Origin of the sequence: Paenactinomyces guangxiensis, from assembly GCF_016055185.1 — a bacterium.
GTDB lineage: Bacteria > Bacillota > Bacilli > Thermoactinomycetales > Thermoactinomycetaceae > Paenactinomyces > Paenactinomyces guangxiensis.
The window spans coordinates 24,384-42,287 of the sequence record NZ_JAECVR010000007.1 but is presented as its reverse complement, the minus strand read 5'-3'; the positions used below and the strand labels follow the sequence as shown (position 1 = coordinate 42,287).

19 protein-coding genes are annotated in these 17,904 nt (G+C 46.4%); 16 read left to right on the top strand and 3 right to left on the bottom strand.

All coding sequences use genetic code 11. The annotated features are described in order from the left end of the window. Window positions 1-6: 6 nt before the first annotated feature. Both cysC and I8U27_RS08545 read left to right on the top strand, forming a co-directional pair. On the top strand, window positions 7-564 hold the full coding sequence (cysC, locus tag I8U27_RS08550; RefSeq protein ID WP_181751713.1) for an adenylyl-sulfate kinase: 558 nt from the start codon (window positions 7-9) through the stop codon (window positions 562-564). Continuing rightward, window positions 561-1,949, top strand: a complete 1,389-nt coding sequence (locus I8U27_RS08545; RefSeq protein ID WP_181751714.1) for an alkaline phosphatase family protein — start codon at window positions 561-563, stop codon at window positions 1,947-1,949. The genes cysC and I8U27_RS08545 overlap by 4 nt, the downstream gene beginning before the upstream one ends. Before the next feature lie 21 nt (window positions 1,950-1,970). Here I8U27_RS08545 and I8U27_RS08540 read toward each other — a convergent pair whose 3' ends face one another. Together I8U27_RS08540 and I8U27_RS08535 are read right to left on the bottom strand one after the other, a co-directional pair. After that, a complete protein-coding gene (locus I8U27_RS08540; RefSeq protein WP_181751715.1) occupies window positions 1,971-2,651 on the bottom strand; it encodes a thermonuclease family protein in 681 nt (226 codons plus the stop codon). Window positions 2,652-2,807: 156 nt separating this feature from the next. Next, entirely contained in the window at window positions 2,808-4,163 is a 1,356-nt protein-coding gene (locus I8U27_RS08535) for a sulfatase family protein (RefSeq protein WP_181751716.1), read from the bottom strand. Window positions 4,164-4,492: 329 nt separating this feature from the next. Between I8U27_RS08535 and I8U27_RS08530 the strand changes: the two genes are divergently transcribed. After that, window positions 4,493-5,398: a CgeB family protein gene (locus I8U27_RS08530; protein WP_181751717.1), complete on the top strand. Its 906-nt coding sequence runs from the start codon at window positions 4,493-4,495 to the stop codon at window positions 5,396-5,398. A 92-nt stretch (window positions 5,399-5,490) separates the two neighbouring features. Continuing rightward, entirely contained in the window at window positions 5,491-6,030 is a 540-nt protein-coding gene (locus I8U27_RS08525) for a histidine phosphatase family protein (protein WP_181751718.1), read from the top strand. Window positions 6,031-6,170: 140 nt separating this feature from the next. On the opposite strand, the gene I8U27_RS08520 is transcribed toward I8U27_RS08525, so the two are convergent. Then, entirely contained in the window at window positions 6,171-7,049 is an 879-nt protein-coding gene (locus I8U27_RS08520) for a YitT family protein (RefSeq protein ID WP_181751719.1), read from the bottom strand. A gap of 136 nt (window positions 7,050-7,185) precedes the next feature. Between I8U27_RS08520 and I8U27_RS08515 the strand changes: the two genes are divergently transcribed. The 12 genes from I8U27_RS08515 to I8U27_RS08460 all read left to right on the top strand — a co-directional run bounded on the left by I8U27_RS08515 (window position 7,186) and on the right by I8U27_RS08460 (window position 17,900). Beyond that, a complete protein-coding gene (locus tag I8U27_RS08515; RefSeq protein WP_181751720.1) occupies window positions 7,186-7,518 on the top strand; it encodes a nucleotide pyrophosphohydrolase in 333 nt (110 codons plus the stop codon). Window positions 7,519-7,556: 38 nt separating this feature from the next. After that, window positions 7,557-8,357 (top strand): 4-hydroxy-tetrahydrodipicolinate reductase, encoded by an 801-nt coding sequence (gene dapB, locus I8U27_RS08510; protein ID WP_220185926.1) that lies wholly within the window; start codon window positions 7,557-7,559, stop codon window positions 8,355-8,357. Between the two features lie 128 nt (window positions 8,358-8,485). Continuing rightward, entirely contained in the window at window positions 8,486-9,484 is a 999-nt protein-coding gene (locus tag I8U27_RS08505) for a 1-aminocyclopropane-1-carboxylate deaminase/D-cysteine desulfhydrase (protein ID WP_181751721.1), read from the top strand. Then, the gene (locus I8U27_RS08500) at window positions 9,481-9,882 is read left to right on the top strand and encodes a methylglyoxal synthase (protein ID WP_181751722.1); all 402 of its coding nucleotides are present in this window, start codon (window positions 9,481-9,483) and stop codon (window positions 9,880-9,882) included. The genes I8U27_RS08505 and I8U27_RS08500 overlap by 4 nt, the downstream gene beginning before the upstream one ends. A gap of 100 nt (window positions 9,883-9,982) precedes the next feature. Beyond that, on the top strand, window positions 9,983-10,702 hold the full coding sequence (bshB1, locus tag I8U27_RS08495) for a bacillithiol biosynthesis deacetylase BshB1 (protein WP_309506121.1): 720 nt from the start codon (window positions 9,983-9,985) through the stop codon (window positions 10,700-10,702). A 21-nt stretch (window positions 10,703-10,723) separates the two neighbouring features. Beyond that, window positions 10,724-11,863 (top strand): N-acetyl-alpha-D-glucosaminyl L-malate synthase BshA, encoded by a 1,140-nt coding sequence (gene bshA / locus I8U27_RS08490; RefSeq protein ID WP_181751724.1) that lies wholly within the window; start codon window positions 10,724-10,726, stop codon window positions 11,861-11,863. Further along, on the top strand, window positions 11,856-13,085 hold the full coding sequence (locus tag I8U27_RS08485) for a CCA tRNA nucleotidyltransferase (protein WP_181751725.1): 1,230 nt from the start codon (window positions 11,856-11,858) through the stop codon (window positions 13,083-13,085). The genes bshA and I8U27_RS08485 overlap by 8 nt, the downstream gene beginning before the upstream one ends. Beyond that, window positions 13,063-14,040, top strand: a complete 978-nt coding sequence (locus I8U27_RS08480) for a biotin--[acetyl-CoA-carboxylase] ligase (protein ID WP_181751726.1) — start codon at window positions 13,063-13,065, stop codon at window positions 14,038-14,040. The genes I8U27_RS08485 and I8U27_RS08480 overlap by 23 nt, the downstream gene beginning before the upstream one ends. A gap of 254 nt (window positions 14,041-14,294) precedes the next feature. Further along, window positions 14,295-15,164: a 3-methyl-2-oxobutanoate hydroxymethyltransferase gene (gene panB / locus I8U27_RS08475; RefSeq protein WP_181751727.1), complete on the top strand. Its 870-nt coding sequence runs from the start codon at window positions 14,295-14,297 to the stop codon at window positions 15,162-15,164. Then, window positions 15,161-16,018, top strand: a complete 858-nt coding sequence (gene panC, locus I8U27_RS08470; RefSeq protein ID WP_181751728.1) for a pantoate--beta-alanine ligase — start codon at window positions 15,161-15,163, stop codon at window positions 16,016-16,018. The genes panB and panC overlap by 4 nt, the downstream gene beginning before the upstream one ends. Next, a complete protein-coding gene (gene panD / locus I8U27_RS08465; protein WP_181751729.1) occupies window positions 16,018-16,401 on the top strand; it encodes an aspartate 1-decarboxylase in 384 nt (127 codons plus the stop codon). The genes panC and panD overlap by 1 nt, the downstream gene beginning before the upstream one ends. A gap of 113 nt (window positions 16,402-16,514) precedes the next feature. Continuing rightward, on the top strand, window positions 16,515-17,900 hold the full coding sequence (locus I8U27_RS08460; RefSeq protein ID WP_181751730.1) for a tetratricopeptide repeat protein: 1,386 nt from the start codon (window positions 16,515-16,517) through the stop codon (window positions 17,898-17,900). The last annotated feature ends 4 nt before the right edge of the window (window positions 17,901-17,904 follow it).

Here is a 17,904-nt window from a genome sequence, read left to right as displayed (position 1 = left end):
AAAGGTATGGAACAAAAAGGGATCGCCTTGTGGTTAACAGGTTTATCCGGAGCCGGAAAAACAACGATTGCCTATTTGGTCGGACAGCGGTTGAAAAACGATCACCATGTGCGTGTTCAAGTGCTGGATGGGGATTTGTTGCGCAAAGTGTTTAGTAAAGATCTGGGTTTTACCAGAGAAGATCGCTTTCGGCATATAGAGCGGGCCGCATTTATTGCCAAGCTGTTGATTGAACATGGAGTGATAACAATTGCCTCATTTATCACCCCTTATCAAGAGATGAGAGATTATTGCCGCAAACAGATTGGAAGTTTTGCAGAGATATATATCAAGTGCCCTCTCTCTGAGTGCATAGAGCGGGATGTAAAGGGGTTGTATAAAAAAGCATTAAAAGGAAAAATCCCCTATTTTACAGGGATTAGTGATCCCTATGAGGAACCTGTCAATCCGGATTTAGTGATTGAAACAGCCACCGAAAGTCCGGATGAAAGCGCGGAACGAGTCATTCATTTTTTAGGGAGAAAAGGGTATATTCAGAGCAGGATGGAGGATGAACAGCTATGAAGCGTCGCCCTAAAGTGATGGTGATCGGATTGGATTGCGCTGAACCGTCATTAGTATTTGACCGTTGGCTGGATCAACTCCCCAATATCAGGCGTGTCATGGGATCCGGAGTCTATGGACGCATGAGAAGCAGTGATCCTCCAATTACTGTGCCTGCCTGGGCTTCTATGATGACAGGCAAAGACCCGGGGCAGTTAGGTTTTTACGGTTTTCGCAACCGAAACAGCTATGATTATGCAGATATAGGTTTGGCAGACAGTACATCTCTCACTGAACCCACTGTATGGGGTTTATTGGGGAAACAGGGTTACCAGTCCATTTTGCTTGGAATTCCTCCTTCTTATCCTCCTAAGCCTATTCATGGCCATCTGGTTACCTGCTTTTTAACCCCCGACCGATCTGTTTCATATACTTACCCCGATTCGCTGGCGGAGGAAATAGAGAAAGAAGTGGGTGAATATCAATTTGATGTCGCTCAATTTCGCACGGCTCAAGTAGAAGAGTTGTTAAAAAACATCTACCGCATGACAAAGACCCGTTTTGCGACTGCCCGATTTCTCCTTCAACATAAGCCGTGGGACTTCTTTATGATGGTCGAGATGGGCATTGACCGGATTCATCATGCTTGTTGGCATCTGATGGACGAAAACCATGTATTGTACCGCCCATCGCCACACAAAAATGCCATCTTGGAATATTACCGCTACGTGGATGGGGAAATCGGTGAACTGCTGTCTGTTGTTCCGCCAGATACCCGTATTTTCATTGTGTCTGACCATGGTGCCAAACGAATGGACGGTGGGTTCTGTATCAATGAATGGTTAATCAAAGAGGGTTATCTGAAGCTAAAAAAAGCAGTGCAAACTGTTACACCCCTAAAGCCTGATCTGGTGGATTGGAAAAGGACGCGTGCCTGGGGGTATGGCGGGTATTACGGGAGGCTTTGTCTTAATGTGAAGGGAAGAGAACCAGATGGGGTGATTCCCCGGAATCAATATGAGCAAGTGCGTAATCAACTGATCAAGAAACTAAAGGCACTCACCGATGAGCTGGGGCGACCTTTAAATACCAAGGTGTTTAAACCATCCAAACGCTATTTAACCGTTAAAAATATTCCGCCTGATCTGTTCGTCTACTTTGGCAATCTCTACTGGCGTTCGGTGGGAAGCATTGGCAGGGGAAAACTGTATGTTTATGAAAACGACACCGGACCCGACGGAGCTAACCATGATTATGAAGGAATTTTTATTTCTGCACTCAACAGGGTAGGAAAAGGAGGACAGCAGTTGCCTCGTGTTCATTTGATGGATATGGCTCCCACCATTTTGCACCAGTTTGGGATTGCCCCGCTTAAAGGGATGAGAGGCAAGAAAATTCCCTTATAGAAGGGATGTAGACGGAGTTTTTCATTTTCTCCTATAACCTGCTGCCTGTGCATCCTCCTCGCTAAAAAAGAAAACACGGTTTTCTATTGAAATCTGCTTATAATCTTCCGGGTCAACATATATTTTGCTAAAATAATCGCCTGTAAATTTATCAGGACCACTGCCGGAGACGCGATCGCGAAATGCAAACGGCAATTCTTTTAAAGGATTATTTGGATTCCAAATCCCAAATCCGTCCCGTCTGGCTTTTAGCAAGGCACGCCGGTAAGACTCAAAGTATTTCATATTGGGCCAAATATAGTAAGTGACTGCATGTCCCTGTCTGACCATTTCCCGGTTTATATTTAAGCTGCCTTTCTGAATATGTGCTAATAATCGACCATAGTTGTCTTTTTCTGCTACATCTGTTTCAATCGTAACGGGTGTCCCTGATGGCAACAATTGAGTTAAATAATTTTTGGCTTCGGTTCCCCATGGTTCCTGGGCTGATCCGTTATAGTTGGTTTCCGGAGCATCAATAGCAAGCAGCCGTACTTTGGTCGTTCCCAATACAGATTGCTTTAAATATATGGTGTCTCCGTCTACCACACGATCAACGGTAGCCGTATAAGAAGTAGAAAATAGAGCAATGTGAAAGCTAAGCCCTATAATCGCAATGAAAGCGAGAATAATAGAGACACAAAAAAATCCTTTCAACCGCATGTCTATGGCACCACCTTTTTTAATTACGAGCGACATGTTAGATATATTATGAAATAATAGAATTTTGTTGATTAATAATAGTAATTTTATAAAAAGAACAACAGAGGATAACAAGGATGTTATCCTCTGTTGTTGCTAAGAAATTGACGTAGGTGTTTAATATCCCAGTTCACTGAGCCGTTGCTTCACTTTTTCTTCTTCGGCCACTGTTGCCCGATGAAGGCGCACTTTCACCCCGCCGGTAAGCGGATCTTTTCTCCTATATCTGGTTAGCATCGTTTTTATCCAACGATCCATATTACTTTTAAGTTGCTTTGCAACCCGGGGGTACTGGCTAAACACATTTTTAGTTTCACCGCGGTCCTGTTTCAGATTGTACAGTTCCCAGTGTGGATTCCCGTACACATCTTTTTCTAAGGAGTGGATCAATTTCCACTGGTGGTTCCGAATACTGCGCTTTAATTGCCAGTTTGCTTCGCAGGAGATGACAAAGGGACGAATTTCTTTCTTTTTGCCACGAATCACAGGGAGCAAAGAACGGCCATCAAGCGGACCGATGGACCGGGGAGCTTTGATTCCCGCGATGCTCAAAATTGTTGGCAGGATATCGGCATGTTGGCAGAGAGCAGAAATGCGTTGATTTTTTGGGAGTTTTTGGGAACAAGAGAGTATGAGGGGGACGTGAATCGTCGGCTCATACAGTCCGTGATGGTCAAAGTAGATACGATGTTCACCCAAACTTTCTCCATGGTCGGCTACGAGGACGATCAGAGTTTCATCAAAGATTTTCAGATCGTTCAGGACGGTGATAAGCTCACCGATATAGTGATCCACTTGTTTGACCGTACCGTCATATTGTCGCCGGATGGCACCGGGTGATTGCTCTTCTTTATTGTATTTATGAATAAAACTCCATAGGGGTTCTCTCATTACCGCTTTTAAAGGCACTTCTTTTTGGTTTTTTCTGGAAACGACATGTCTCTCTGCCCATCTGGAAAAAGGGGGATCTGGTTGGTACGGATAGTGGGGGTCCCAATAATGCAGGAAGAGAAAAAAATTTGGGTGATTCCGGTGTTTTTTAATCAATGGAATTGCTTTTTGATTAATTTCCTGAGCCGGAAGGTTTAAATGGGTTTGGCGCCGTTCAGACGGATCTGAGTAGGTGTGGTATCCCTTTTTAAACCAGGGATTTGGCTGACCGGTGATTTTATGGTTACAATCGACAGCTGCTGTCTGATATCCCTGTTTTTGTAAAATTTGTGCCAGAGAGATGAGCCGGGAGGAGATAGGGACTGTTTTCATGTTGACAATCCCGTGCTGATACGGGTTCTTTCCGGTCATCATACTGACAAAGGAACTTTGTGTAACATTGTTTTCAGCCACCATCTCTTTAAAGAGAACACCCTGTTCTGCCAGCGCGTCAATGTTTGGACTGATGGCTGGTTTTTTACAGCCATAACAACCGAGTCGATCTGTGCGTAAGGTATCTATGGCGATGAGGATGATTTTCAAACCTTATTCCACCACCCTTTCTGATTGTGATAGATTCTGGTATGTGTGGTATACATCAGCATATGAGGAGTTTGTTTGTTCCGTGCGCTAAAATGATGGACAAGTGAGGATGGACAGTTGAGGATTTTTAAGGGTCTAGTGAACCGATTCAACAGGCAGGAAATAAAATAGTATAGCCTATGAGAAATAAGTGAAAGGATCGGAGAGAGATGCGCCTTTTCTATATTTCTTCAGGATGTGGATTTTCGTTTCAAAACCATTTGTCGGATGAAGACCAAAACATTTTGCACGCTTTCTGTCAGCTAGAGAAAACACAAAGTCACTTTAAGATGGACAAATTCTTACTTCGCCGGGAATCTCCTCAACATCTCTTGGCGCGCATACAGGCCTTCCGTCCTGACTTTATCCTGTCTTTTCGCGGTTCTTGTTTGCCTGGTACAGCTGTCTATAAACTTCGCTCGTTGGGGATCCCAATCGGGGTCTGGGTGGTAGATGATCCTTATCGCTTAAAAACTCATGAGAAATTGGTTCGCCCCTATGATCTTGTGATTACTCAAGACAGAAGAAGTGTCTCTATTTATAAAAGCCTCAAAAAAGCAGCTCTTTACCTTCCACTGGCTGTCAATCCGGAAAAATATAAACCGATGGTTGTCCCGGACAAATACAAGTCGGATATATGTTTTGTCGGCAGTGCTTTTCCCGTTCGTCTTCATTTTTTTGATACATTAACCCCGTTATTATTGAAAAAGAAAACGTTCATCATTGGGCAGTGGTGGAACCGTCTGAAAAATTTCCAGCAGTTAAAACATTGTATCTATAATAAACCGATTCCGCCATCTGAGGTGATCAAATATTATAACGGGGCCAAAATTGTGCTCAACATTCATCGCACTCCCAATGACCGTAAGGATAATCCGCGAAATATTCCGGCCTTTACCCCGAATAACCGAACCTTTGAAATTGCTGCCTGCCGTGCCTTTCAGCTGACCACCTGGCGCCGGGATCTGGACCGGTTATATGTCCCTGATAAAGAAATGGCCAGTTTCCGGACTCTGAAAGAGCTGCGGGAAAAAATTCATTATTATCTAAAACATGATGATGAAAGGGAGAGAATGGCCGTCAAGGCTTATCAGCGGACACTTCGGGATCATACTTATTACGTGCGGCTTCGCTATTTGTTGCATCTATTAGAGAATCACCCGCTTGTAAAAAACCGCAAGGGTTTAAAGCAATGACAGCCCCTTTTTCAGAGGGGTTGCTATATTTTGCATTGATTTTATATTTTAAATTAGAATAGCGATATAAAGTATAAAAAAGGATGGGGCTTATGCGGCAACTCTATATTGTGCGACATTGCTGTGCAGAAGGACAGGAGCCTGAGGCTTCCTTGACAGCGGAAGGTCAGGTCCAGGCGAAAAAATTGCTGTCTTTTTTTGCAGGGATCAAGGTGGATCAGATTATTTCCAGCCCGTATGTTCGTGCAATCGAGTCAATTCGTCCTCTTGCCGAGGAGAGAAATATTTCGATCACAACTGATCAACGCTTAATTGAGCGGAGATTGTGCGGGCGAAAGCTGCCTGATTGGTTGGAACGGTTACAAGAGACATTTGAAGATCCGGATTTATGTCTGGAGGGGGGCGAATCCAGCCGAGCGGCCATGAAGCGGGTTGTTCCGGTGGCAGAAGAATTATTGTGCAGAGAAGATGGAAACTCTGTCATCGTGTCTCATGGCAACTTGATTACGTTGCTTCTTAAGCATTTTGATGAACGATTTGGATTTGAGGAGTGGAAAAAGATGAGCAATCCTGATGTATTCAGAATTACCGTTTCCGGAGGTGAACAAAAGGTAGAGCGGTTGTGGAAGTAACCAGGTAAAGTCTGCAAGCTTGTGGCAGATAGTTTGTGCCGGAGTATCTCTCTTAGTTTAATAAAGCGCTTTTTTTGTAAAAAATGTGGAAAAAACAAACCCAGTGTCCTGAGGATGTGAGGACCGGGTTTATTTTTTGTTTAGCCTTTGTTTTTTATGACACGATTCTCGTACACTTTTTCATACGAAAAGCCTGCACCCAGTACATCACGGGCATCATGGACGACCACAAATGCATGGGGGTCCAGTTGGTTAACGATGTGTTTCAATTTCGGCATCTCATTCGGGGCCAGAACGACGTAAAGAATCTCCCTCTCCTGTCCGGTATATCCGCCTTTTCCTTTTAACAGCGTAACTCCCCGGTCCATTTTCTCGGTAATGGTTTTTGCCAATTCATTGGCAGCACCGGAAATAATGGTGGCAGCTTTGGAAGCGTTTATCCCTTCAACAACAAAATCAACCACCCGGGCACTGATAAAGACGGCCACGAGTGTATACATCGCTTTGTTTACTGTAATGATGAAAACCGATGACAAAATGATCCCAAGGTCAAACAAGAACATAGTTCGACCAATGCTCCAGTCAAAATATTTATTCACCAGGCGAGCGATAATATCGACGCCGCCGGTGGTTCCGCCGACACGGAAGATCAGGCCCAATCCAATTCCCACCAGTACACCCGTGTAGAGGGCGGCGAGCAGCCGGTCGTTCTGAGGGCCTCCCCATCCTTTTGTCACTTCCAGCATAAGGGAGACGGCAGCAATTCCAATGATCGTATAAATGAAGGTTCGTTTTCCAAACACTTTATATCCGACGAATAGAAGCGGGATATTAAGAATAAAGAGAACAATCCCGGGTGACCATTTAAAAAGATAATAGAGCAGCAGGGTAATTCCTGTAAAACCCCCCTCTGCCAATTGGTTTGGAATAGCAAAATAGTTAATGCCAAATGCGAATATAAATGCTCCAAGAAAGATGATAATGATATTTTTGGTGTGAATATAAATGTTTTTTTTCATTTTGGCCTCGCCTCTTCTAAACGACTATTCAAATCCCGCTATATTATACATTCCCCTAACAAGATCTTCAATTCATGGGCGTTGAGTTCGTGCATGTTATCAGGTAACATGAGAGAGAACCGGGAGGTTGATGGCTGTGTCAGGAAAAACTTTGAAAGAAGTTCAGCAAGAGGTTGATCAGTATATCAGTCAGTTTAAAGAAGGGTATTTTCACCCGCTGTCAATGCTTGCCCGCATGACGGAAGAGGTGGGTGAACTGGCGCGCGAAGTGAATCACCAGTATGGCGAAAAACCGAAGAAACCGGGAGAAAAAGAAAATACGATCGCCAATGAACTGGGAGACATTCTTTTTATCGTGACCTGTTTTGCTAACTCATTAAATATTGATCTGGAACAAGCCTATAATGAAGTGATGGACAAGTATGGTTCCCGGGATGCCAACCGTTGGACCCGAAGAGAATCAAAATAGGGGTTTGAAGCTTACATAGAAAGAGGAGAGTTTACATCATGAGCATTCGTATCATTGTAGCCGGAGCCAACGGGCGAATGGGCCGGGAAGTTGTGAAGATGATTCAACAAAATGACCATTTTACATTGGCGGGCGGAGTGTCAAGGTCGCAAAAAGGGCGGGATATCGGCGAAGTGATCGGTTTTGGTCCTCTTGAAGTCGCTTTTACCGGTTCGGTGGAAGAAGCGCTTGCGAAGCATGATGCAGAGGTGCTGGTCGATTTTACCACCCCTCAATCAGTCAAAGAACATGTCGAATTGGCGGTTCAGGCCGGGGTTCGCCCGGTTGTTGGCACCAGCGGCCTGTCCGAGCGTGACATCAAAGAATTGGAGCAGTTATGCCGCGAGCGGGGGAGCGGCGCGATTATTGCCCCCAATTTTGCTATTGGAGCCGTATTGATGATGGTATTTGCCGGACAGGCGGCGAAATATCTTCCCCATGTGGAAATCATCGAGTCACACCATGACCGTAAACTGGATGCCCCATCGGGAACAGCGATGAAAACGGCAGAGTTAATCGCGGAAAACAGGCATGAATTTAAACAAGGGCATCAGGGAGAAGAAGAGGTTCTGGATGGAGCCAGAGGAGCTTATTATCAAGGGTTCCGCGTTCACAGTGTCCGGCTCCCGGGGCTTGTGGCTCACCAGGAGGTGCTATTCGGAGGCCCTGGTCAATTGCTGACGATTCGCCATGATTCTTTAAATCGTGAGTCATTTATGCCCGGCGTGAAACTGGCGATTGAAAAAGTTCTGGAGTTGGATCACCTCGTTTACGGGCTGGAAAATATCTTAGACTTGTGAACAATTCTTCGCACTAGTATGATTCAGTTTTTCAAAAAGCAGAATCAATGTGCGTTAGAGAAAGTGGATAATGGAACAAAGCGAGCGGCCATCCACCCGCTCGCAATGTATAAAAAGGAGAATGAACGGTGTGCTCATCATTTCCTCGTTTCCCCATTCTCTGGGGAGAAACTCCGCTGCAGCCACTTCACCGATTTGCTGAAAAGCTGGGTGTTGCCAGTTGTTGGATCAAACGTGATGACTTAACGGGAATTGCATTTGGCGGCAACAAGCTGAGAAAGCTTGAGTTTTTGCTTGGACGGGCGCTGAAGGAAGGATGTGATTTGATTATCACTGGTGGCAGCCCTCAATCCAATCACGCCCGCTTAACAGCAGCTGCCGCTAATCGGGCGGGTCTGGAAACATGGCTCTGTTTCGCCGGAAAGCGACTGGGAGAGATACAAGGAAATTTACTGCTTGATCAATTATTAAACGCGAGGCTGTTCCTCACTGGCCAGTACGGTTCGGACGGGTTGCTGCGGGCGATGGAGGAAAAAGCGGAGGAAGCGCGCAACCTGGGACGAAAACCTTATATTATTCCGGTGGGAGGGTCAACCAGCATCGGGGATTACGGTTATCTCAAAGCATGGCAGGAACTGGAATCACAAAGAGAAAGAGCAGAGATTCCGCCGTTTGACGAGATTTATGTTGCTGTCGGAACAGGGGGGACACTGGCGGGGCTGCTAACAGGGCATACACTTTCTCGCTCCCCTTCCCGGATCATCGGTGTAAGTGTGTGGCAAGCAAGCGAAATCTTGAAATCGGAAGTGGCCGGTTTATCCAGCCAATTAATGAAAACCATCAAGCAGGGTCAGGAAGTCCCAAGCTCTTCTATTCATATTTTAGACCAATATATCGGCCGCAAATACGGAGTTCCCTCAGAACAGGGAAATGAAGCAATCCACTCTCTCGCAGAAGCGGAAGGATTGTTTACAGATCCGATCTATACGGGTAAAGCACTGGCAGGGCTTATGGATCAGGTGCGACTCGGGAAGGCGGGAAAAAAGCATATCCTGTTCTGGCATACCGGCGGTACACCGGCACTATTTACCCATGCCAACTCTTTCCTCCGGGGTGAAGAGAAGTGAATATAGCCTTGATTGCACATGACAAAAGAAAAGAGCGGATGGTCCAATTCGCCATGGCTTATGAACCCTTACTCAGATTTCACCGGTTATATGCGACCGGAACAACGGGAATCAGGATTATGGAGGCGACGGGCCTTGAGGTTCACCGCTTTTTATCGGGCCCACTGGGCGGAGATCAGCAGATAGGGGCACTTGTTGCGCAAAATGAGATGGATTTGATCGTATTTTTCCGGGATCCGTTGACCCCTCAGCCGCATGAACCGGATATCCTGGCTTTGTTACGGCTTGCTGATGTACATAATATCCCGGTGGCCACTAATATGGCGACTGCTGAAATTTTGATACGGGCGATTGATCAGGGGGAGCTTTCCTGGAGGTCTATCATTCAAAAGAAGTGATAAGCAGATGATGTTTGGAAACATGTTTTTTTAATATCGCAACGAAGAAAAAAGCTTTACACATTGTATCTGAAATCATTTGCGGAAAAGAGGGTTTGTGGTGAAGAATCAACCAACTCCTGTCCACCTGTTGGCATTTGGAGCGCATCCCGATGATGTAGAGATCGGTGCCGGCGGAATCTTAGCGAAACATGCAGCCGCGGGATTTACCACAGCGATTTGCAACTTGACCGAAGCGGAGCTTTCCTCAAACGGAACGGTTGAACAGCGTCGGAATGAATCCCGGCAAGCGGCGGAAATTTTAGGGGTCAGCCAGCAACTATGCCTTGGATTTCCTGACCGCGGCTTAACAGGAACCGCAGAGCAAATCTTAAAGATAACCCAAGTGATTCGTGAACTGAAACCGAAAGTGGTACTCGCCCCGTACTGGGAGGACCGCCATCCGGATCATGTAGCCTGCAGCAAACTGGTGAAAGAAGCGGTCTTTGACGCGGGAATTCGCCGGAAAAAGGTGCCCGGCGGGGAACCGCCACATCGCGTCACTCAGCTGTATCATTATTTTATTAACGATATTTATCAGGCTGACCTTATTGTGGATATCAGTGATGTATATGAAACGAAAATGGAAGGTGTGCTCGCTTACAAAAGTCAGTTTCTCCGTGAGGAGGGAGAGGTGGATACTCCACTAAACAGTCCTTCCTACCTTTCCATGATCCGTGGGCGGGATCAACTCTGGGGTCATCAAATAGGAGTGCTTTATGGAGAAGCATTGGTAAGTCCGCGCCCCATGAAACAATCGTATTTGTTACCATTGAAGTAGAGTATAATCGGGGGGGTCTCGATGCGAATAGGAATTACTTGTTACCCGACCCATGGCGGTTCGGGAGTTGTCGCAACAGAATTGGGCAAGCTGTTGGCAGAAAGAGGACATGAGATCCACTTCATTACTTATGATATGCCTTTTCGGTTGGGACGGTTTCATCAAAATATTCGTTACCACGGGGTAGAGGCCAACCGCTATGCTGTTTTTAAGTACCCTCCGTATGATCTGGCGTTAGCCAGCCGAATGGCTCAAGTCGCCAAGGCACACCAATTGGACCTGTTGCATGTCCATTATGCGGTTCCACACGCCATCGCAGCGGTTCTTGCCAAACAGATGATCGGCGATCAATTAAAAGTAGTGACCACTCTGCATGGTACAGATATCACCGTTTTGGGTGAAGATCCGTCTCTCCGGGATGTGATCTGTTTTGGTATCCAAAAAAGTGATGCCGTAACGGCTGTATCGGAGAGTCTGGCAAAGCAAACCCGTGATTTATTCTGCGTAGACAGACACATTGAACGAATCTATAATTTTGTAGATACAAGGGTTTATTATCCCCGCGATGTTTCTTATCTGCGCTCTAAATATATTGATCCCGACGAAAAGCTGCTGTTACACATCTCTAATTTTCGGCCTGTCAAACGACCTGAGGATGTAATTGCCATCTTTGCCAGGGTACAGGAGAAAATTCCTTGCCGTCTGCTTTTGGTAGGGGAGGGCCCGGAGATGCCGAAGATCATTGAACGAGTCGAAGAGCTGGGGCTTACTTCCAAAGTGATCTTTCTTGGAAAACAGGATGAGGTTTCACAACTGATTTCACTTGCAGATCTCCTTCTTCTCCCCTCGGAAAAAGAAAGCTTCGGACTGGTCGCCCTGGAAGCAATGGCCTGTGGTGTGCCTGCGATCTCCTCAAATGCCGGCGGGTTGCCTGAAGTGATTGAACATGGCCGAACCGGTTTTTTGTCTGAGGCCGGTGATGTAGAGGGAATGGCTCAATATGCGATTTGTCTCTTACAGGATGATTCCCTCTATCAAGCATTTGCACAGGCAGGGATTGAGAGAGTTAAAACCACTTTCTCGGGAGAACAAATAGCCGCACAATATGAAGCTGTGTACGACCGGGTTATCAGGAATAAAACAGGTGGCAGTCATGAATGATGAGAGACGCCGGGCGGCGATCCGCGTCATTGAGTCATTGGAAAAAGAGGGCTTTGAAGCCTATTTGGTCGGGGGATGTGTCCGGGATTATGTGTTAAAGAAAACGCCGCAGGATTACGATGTGGCCACCAGTGCCAGGCCTGAGCAGGTTGAAGCGATTTTTGCCCACACCGTTCCAACCGGTATCAAACATGGTACGGTTACAGTGCTGCAAGATCAAACTTCAGTTGAGGTGACTACATTCCGGATTGAGTCGGACTATCAGGACCATCGCCGTCCCGGTCGCGTGAAGTTTGTTTCCTCACTCAAACAAGATCTGGCCCGGCGTGACTTTACAATTAATGCCATGGCTCAGGACCGCCATGGACGCATTTACGACTATTTTTCCGGGATTGAAGACTTGAACGACAAAAAGGTGAGAACGGTCGGCAATCCTGTGGAACGCTTTCATGAAGATCCCCTGCGTATGGTGCGGGCTGCCCGTTTTGTTGCCCAATTTGATTTTGAATTGGATAAACAAACGGAACTGGCACTTTTGAAGTGTAAACAACAATGTGTTTATCTGTCAGTGGAACGGGTCACGGCTGAATTGGAAAAGATGTGGAAAGCGCGCCGGGCTTCCAAGGGCATCGGGATCTTGTTTACATGCGGGCTGATATATTCACTGCCCCCTTTTAACAACTGGAAAATCCAAGACGTCCCCGGACCGGATCAGCTGGCTCCAATGGATTGGACAGATGACCGAATCATTCGGTGGGCTTATTTACTTTTCTGTTGCGGAGTGTCTTCAGATAACGCCCAATCACGCTTGCGGGAGTTTCGTTTATCCAATACAGATATTGCTGCTATCACCTCTTGCTTTCGTTTGGGAGCAGAGTGGAAAAGCCTGACGGAGACAACAGCAAAACGGCTTTTGTTAACAGAAGGGCTGACAAACGTCTTGAAGGCAAGCGGGTTGGCAAAGTTGTTAAGAAGGTTGCCGGCAGATGTTTTCCTTGATAAACAATTACAGAAATGGTGGGACGAGATGCCGGTGACACAGGTGAGAGAACTTGATATTAGCGGAAAAGAGCTGGTTGAACACTGTCAACAGCCGGCAGGTCCCTGGGTCAAAAAGACCCTTGCCTATTTGCTGGAAAAGGTTGCTTTAGGGCAACTGCCCAACCAAAAGAATGTTTTGTTAAAGGAAGGATGCTATTTTGGGGCAAACCATTCGCAATGAATTAATCAGCGTTTTAGTCCAAAATCAACCCCACTACCTGTCCGGAGAGGAAATCAGCCGAAAAGTCGGATGCAGCCGTGCTGCAATCTGGAAGCATATTGAAGAGTTGCGGCAACAGGGATATGAAATTGAAGCCCAACCGCGAAACGGATACCGGCTTGTTTATCGTCCGGATCGCGTGGCACCTGAGGAATTGTCTCCCCATCTGCAGACGAAATCTTTTGGTCGGCATTTACGTTATGAATATTCTACTCCATCGACGCAAATATTGGCTCATCAGTGGGCCAGAGAAGGGGCACCGGAGGGAGCAGTCGTCATTGCAGAGGAACAGGTAGAAGGGAGGGGGAGGATGGGACGACTCTGGCATTCTCCCCCACAAACGGGAATCTGGATGAGTTTGATCCTGAGGCCTCCCATTTCTCTTCCGGAAGCTTCTCAACTCACTTTGCTGGCTTCTGTCGGGGTTCACCGGGGGATTGAACGGGTAACAGGGCTGCCAGTCCAGATTAAGTGGCCCAACGATCTGATGATCCAAGGGAAAAAGGTATGCGGGATACTGACTGAACTCAGGGGAGAGCAGGATCGTATCCATTACATCATCGTCGGAATCGGTATCAACGTCAATACCACGGGTGACCACTGGCCGACAGAGCTGAGGTCAATTGCAACTTCGCTGGCGATAGAATTAGGTGGTACGATTCATCGGGCTACCTTGATTGCTGCCATTTTGGAAGAATTGGAAGATTTTTATCAGAATTACTTACAGTACGGTTTCCCGGCCATTCAAAAAAAATGGGAACAAGCAGCGGGTATGCTGGGGAAAACGATTACGGCCCATACCCATCAAGTTGCGATTACAGGGGTTGCTGAGTGTTTGAATGAACATGGCGCTTTACTGATCCGGACAGAACGGGGGATGGTTCCCGTCTACTCAGCCGATATTGACTGGCATTGAAAAATGATTGCTTTTTCTTGCCATTTCCGGTACCCTTAAATGGTAATAGGCGGCATCTGTCAAGAGCTGCACTATTGCCTTTTGATTAATGAATTGTTTCGATAATCTTGTTAAATCTGCTTCGAGCCGTTGGGACGGAGACAGAGGGATAGGTATGACCATACCAAACCTGCGCCTATTTAGTCCCAAAGTGACTGAAAAGGCGTTTATTTTTTCTCTGACCCAGGGCCCTTAATCACGAAGGAGGGTTCCTAATGAGCGAATCTCGAAAAAAAGTGACGACACGAACGCTGGCCAGGCTGAAACAGGAGAACGAGCCAATCGCGATGATCACGGCCTACGACTATCCTTCCGCTAAGATAGCGGAACAGGCGGGGGCGGATATTATCTTGGTTGGAGATTCAGTGGGAATGGTTGTACTGGGTTATGACTCAACCATCCCGGTTACGCTGGATGACATGCTTCATCATACCAAAGCCGTGGTCCGGGGGACGAAGAACACGATGGTTGTCGCAGATCTCCCGTTTATGACTGCCCATTTGTCCAGCGATGAAGTTCTTCGGGCGGCAGGTCGCCTTATGCAAGAAGCGGGTGCGTACGGGGTGAAGATGGAGGGTGGCTCAGAAATTCTGTCCAATGTAAAAACATTGGCAGCAGCGGGAATTCCTGTGATGGGACATCTCGGTTTAACTCCTCAATCGGTCAATCAAATCGGTGGTTACGTGATTCAAGGGAAGGATCAAAAAACGGCTCGTCATCTTATCGATGAGGCAAAGCGTCTGGAGGAAGCCGGTATCTTTTCACTGGTGCTGGAGTGTGTACCTGAGGAATTGGCTGGTCTTATATCTGAAAAATGTAGCATCCCGGTGATTGGAATTGGAGCAGGACGTTTTTGTGACGGACAGGTACTGGTTTTCCACGATGTACTTTCCATCGGGAACGATTGGCACCCTTCTTTTGTAAAGGTATATCAAGAGGCCGGCAAAGCGATGTTACAGGGAATTGAAACATATATTAAGGAAGTGAAGCAGCGTGTCTTCCCTGAGCAAAGACATGCTTCTCATCTGTCTTCCGAATTGGTTGAGCAGTTATACGGGGGTTTAGAAGGAGAACAAAACGGATGAAAATCATTGAAACTGTTTCAGAAATGAGAAGCGCATTAAATACCGCCCGAACGAAGACGATTGGTTTTGTACCCACAATGGGTTATTTGCATGAGGGTCACCTCAGCCTGATGAAAAGAGCGAGACAAGAGTGTGATATCGTCGTCATTTCCATCTTTGTCAATCCGTTACAATTTGGCCCGGGTGAAGATTTGGATCGCTATCCCCGCGATCTGCAAAGAGATGCTTCGTTGGCAAGAGATGTGGGGGTAGACTTTCTCTTTCACCCGTCGGTTGATGAGATGTATCCGGAAAAACCGCTGACACAGGTTAAAGTCTCTAAAATAACAGAACTGCTTTGCGGAAAGGCCAGACCGGGCCACTTTGAAGGTGTAGCCACAGTGGTAACCAAACTGTTTCATATCATTATGCCCAACCGGGCTTATTTTGGCTTAAAGGACGCCCAGCAACTGGCCGTGATTGAACAGATGGTGAGAGATCTCCATTTTCCGGTTACGGTTGTTCCCTGTGAGACGATGAGAGAGTCAGACGGTCTGGCGATGAGCTCCCGCAATGTTTATCTCTCAGATGAAGAACGCAGGCAGGCTGTGATTTTGAACCAGGCTCTCCGGGAAGTGAAAATAAAATTGCAACAGGGGCAATTCACGACTGCTGCTGAGGTCAATCAATATGTACGTGACCGGATTGGCAGCCAGCCACTGGCCAGGATTGAATATGTTGAGACCCTCGCTTATCCAACGCTGGACCCCCTTCACACATTAACTCATGAAAAAATCATTATTGCTGTCGCCGTCCGGTTTGGTTCAACCCGTTTAATAGATAATCTTTTGTTTGAGGGTAGGGGGGAATCCTGATGTTCCGCACCATGATGAAAGCGAAAATCCATCGTGCTACTGTGACTGAGGCTAATCTTCAGTATGTCGGCAGTGTAACGATTGATCAGGATATCTTAGATTCCGTAGATATTCTTCCTAACGAAAAAGTTCAGATTGTAAATAACAATAATGGAGCCCGGTTAGAAACATATGTCATTCCGGGAGCCCGGGGCAGTGGAACGATCTGTCTGAACGGTGCGGCTGCCCGCTTGGTTCAGCCCGGTGACCAGGTGATTATCATGTCTTACGCGATGATGGACGAATCGGCTGCGCGGACTCACCGTCCTAAAATTGCAATTATGAATGACAAGAACCAGATTGAAACATTGATCGGTGAAGAAGTGCATGGGACTGTCCTCTAAGCCAAAATCCTCGTGATTGACTCACGGGGATTTTTCATTTATGGGATGTTTTGGATCAGGAATGGATTTTCCTCTTAGGGATATACTCCTACTACATAGAGGAGGGAAGCGTCATGTTCCATCAGCAATGGTTACAATTAGTACAAAATGCTTTGGATGAGATTAAGTCCCAGTATCCTCATTGCCCGGCCGCAGAACGGGCGAAATGGAGAAATCGCTTGCAACAGATCAAAAAATCGTGTGATCATATGTTGGAATCATGGGCTTTTATTGAGGAACAAATTGCTCACTTGCTCTCAGAACACCCCGATTTGGTTTCAGATGAAAAAGAGCTTGAAGAAGAGTTCTGGCTGAATGAATCAGTGGTGCGCCAGTTTAGACAGGGACAAGGGTATTATGGGCTTACTATGTTTAAAGAGGCGAAACATCTTTTTCAACAAGTGGTGGAGGAGGAACCTGAGTTTTTGCTGGGACGGGTTTATCTGGGGTTAAGCCAATTTCAGGAAAATCATTTGGATGAAGCCAGACATCATTTTCATATTGTGAGTGAAACTGCCTCCCATGATGTATTTATCGGCTTTGCCCATCACATGCTGGGCTGTATAGCCGTCAAACAAGGGGAAGATCGTCGGGCAATTAAGCAATTTGGTAAAGTGGTCGCATTGTTACCGGATCACAGTGATGCCTGGTTTAATCTTGGGGCCTGCCATTATCGCCTTGAAGAGTATCATGAGGCAATCCCCTATTTTTACCATGCCTTATCATTAAATGAAGATGATTGGGAGTCGATGTATTATTTGTCGAGCTGTTATCGGCATTATCAAGAGTGGGGAAGTGTTTCTTTCTGGCGCTTTGCCTCCTATGAAAAAACAAACCATCCACGGGTAATAGAATCGATTGCTCATGATTACGAAGAGATGGGTCAACCGGAGTTGGCAATTCACTGGTATCAGAGGCTTCTTGATCGTGATTCGGGGCATAGCGCCGCTTACCATGGTATTGCCTGGAATTTATGGGTTTTAAACCAGGTGGATCAAGCTTTTCTGTGGATAAAAAAGGGATTGACGCTGTTTCCGAAAAATGCGGATCTCCTTTTTACTTATGTTTGGATGTCTATTGCGACAGGGGATACAAGGCGGGCGAAAATGGCCATGGATATGCTTCCGGCTGACTTAACCAAACAACCGCTTTGGTTGGCTATTCGCTCCCGCCTCTCGACACAGATGGGGGAATTTGAAAAAGCAACAGGAATGGCAGAACAGCTCATTAAACAAGAGAATCCTTCAATCAAGGCGATGGGATATTATCAAAAAGGAAGAACTTTACTTGAGATGGGGAAGGTGCGGGAAGCGATCCATCATTTCAGACAAGCTCACCAATTGGCCTCTCAGTGGAAAGATCCATTATTCTTTGAGGGTGTTTGCCATATGATCGAAGGCAGGCCGGATTCAACAAGGAATTGTTGGGGACAGATCTGTGTTCCATCCCTGATTGGATAAACGG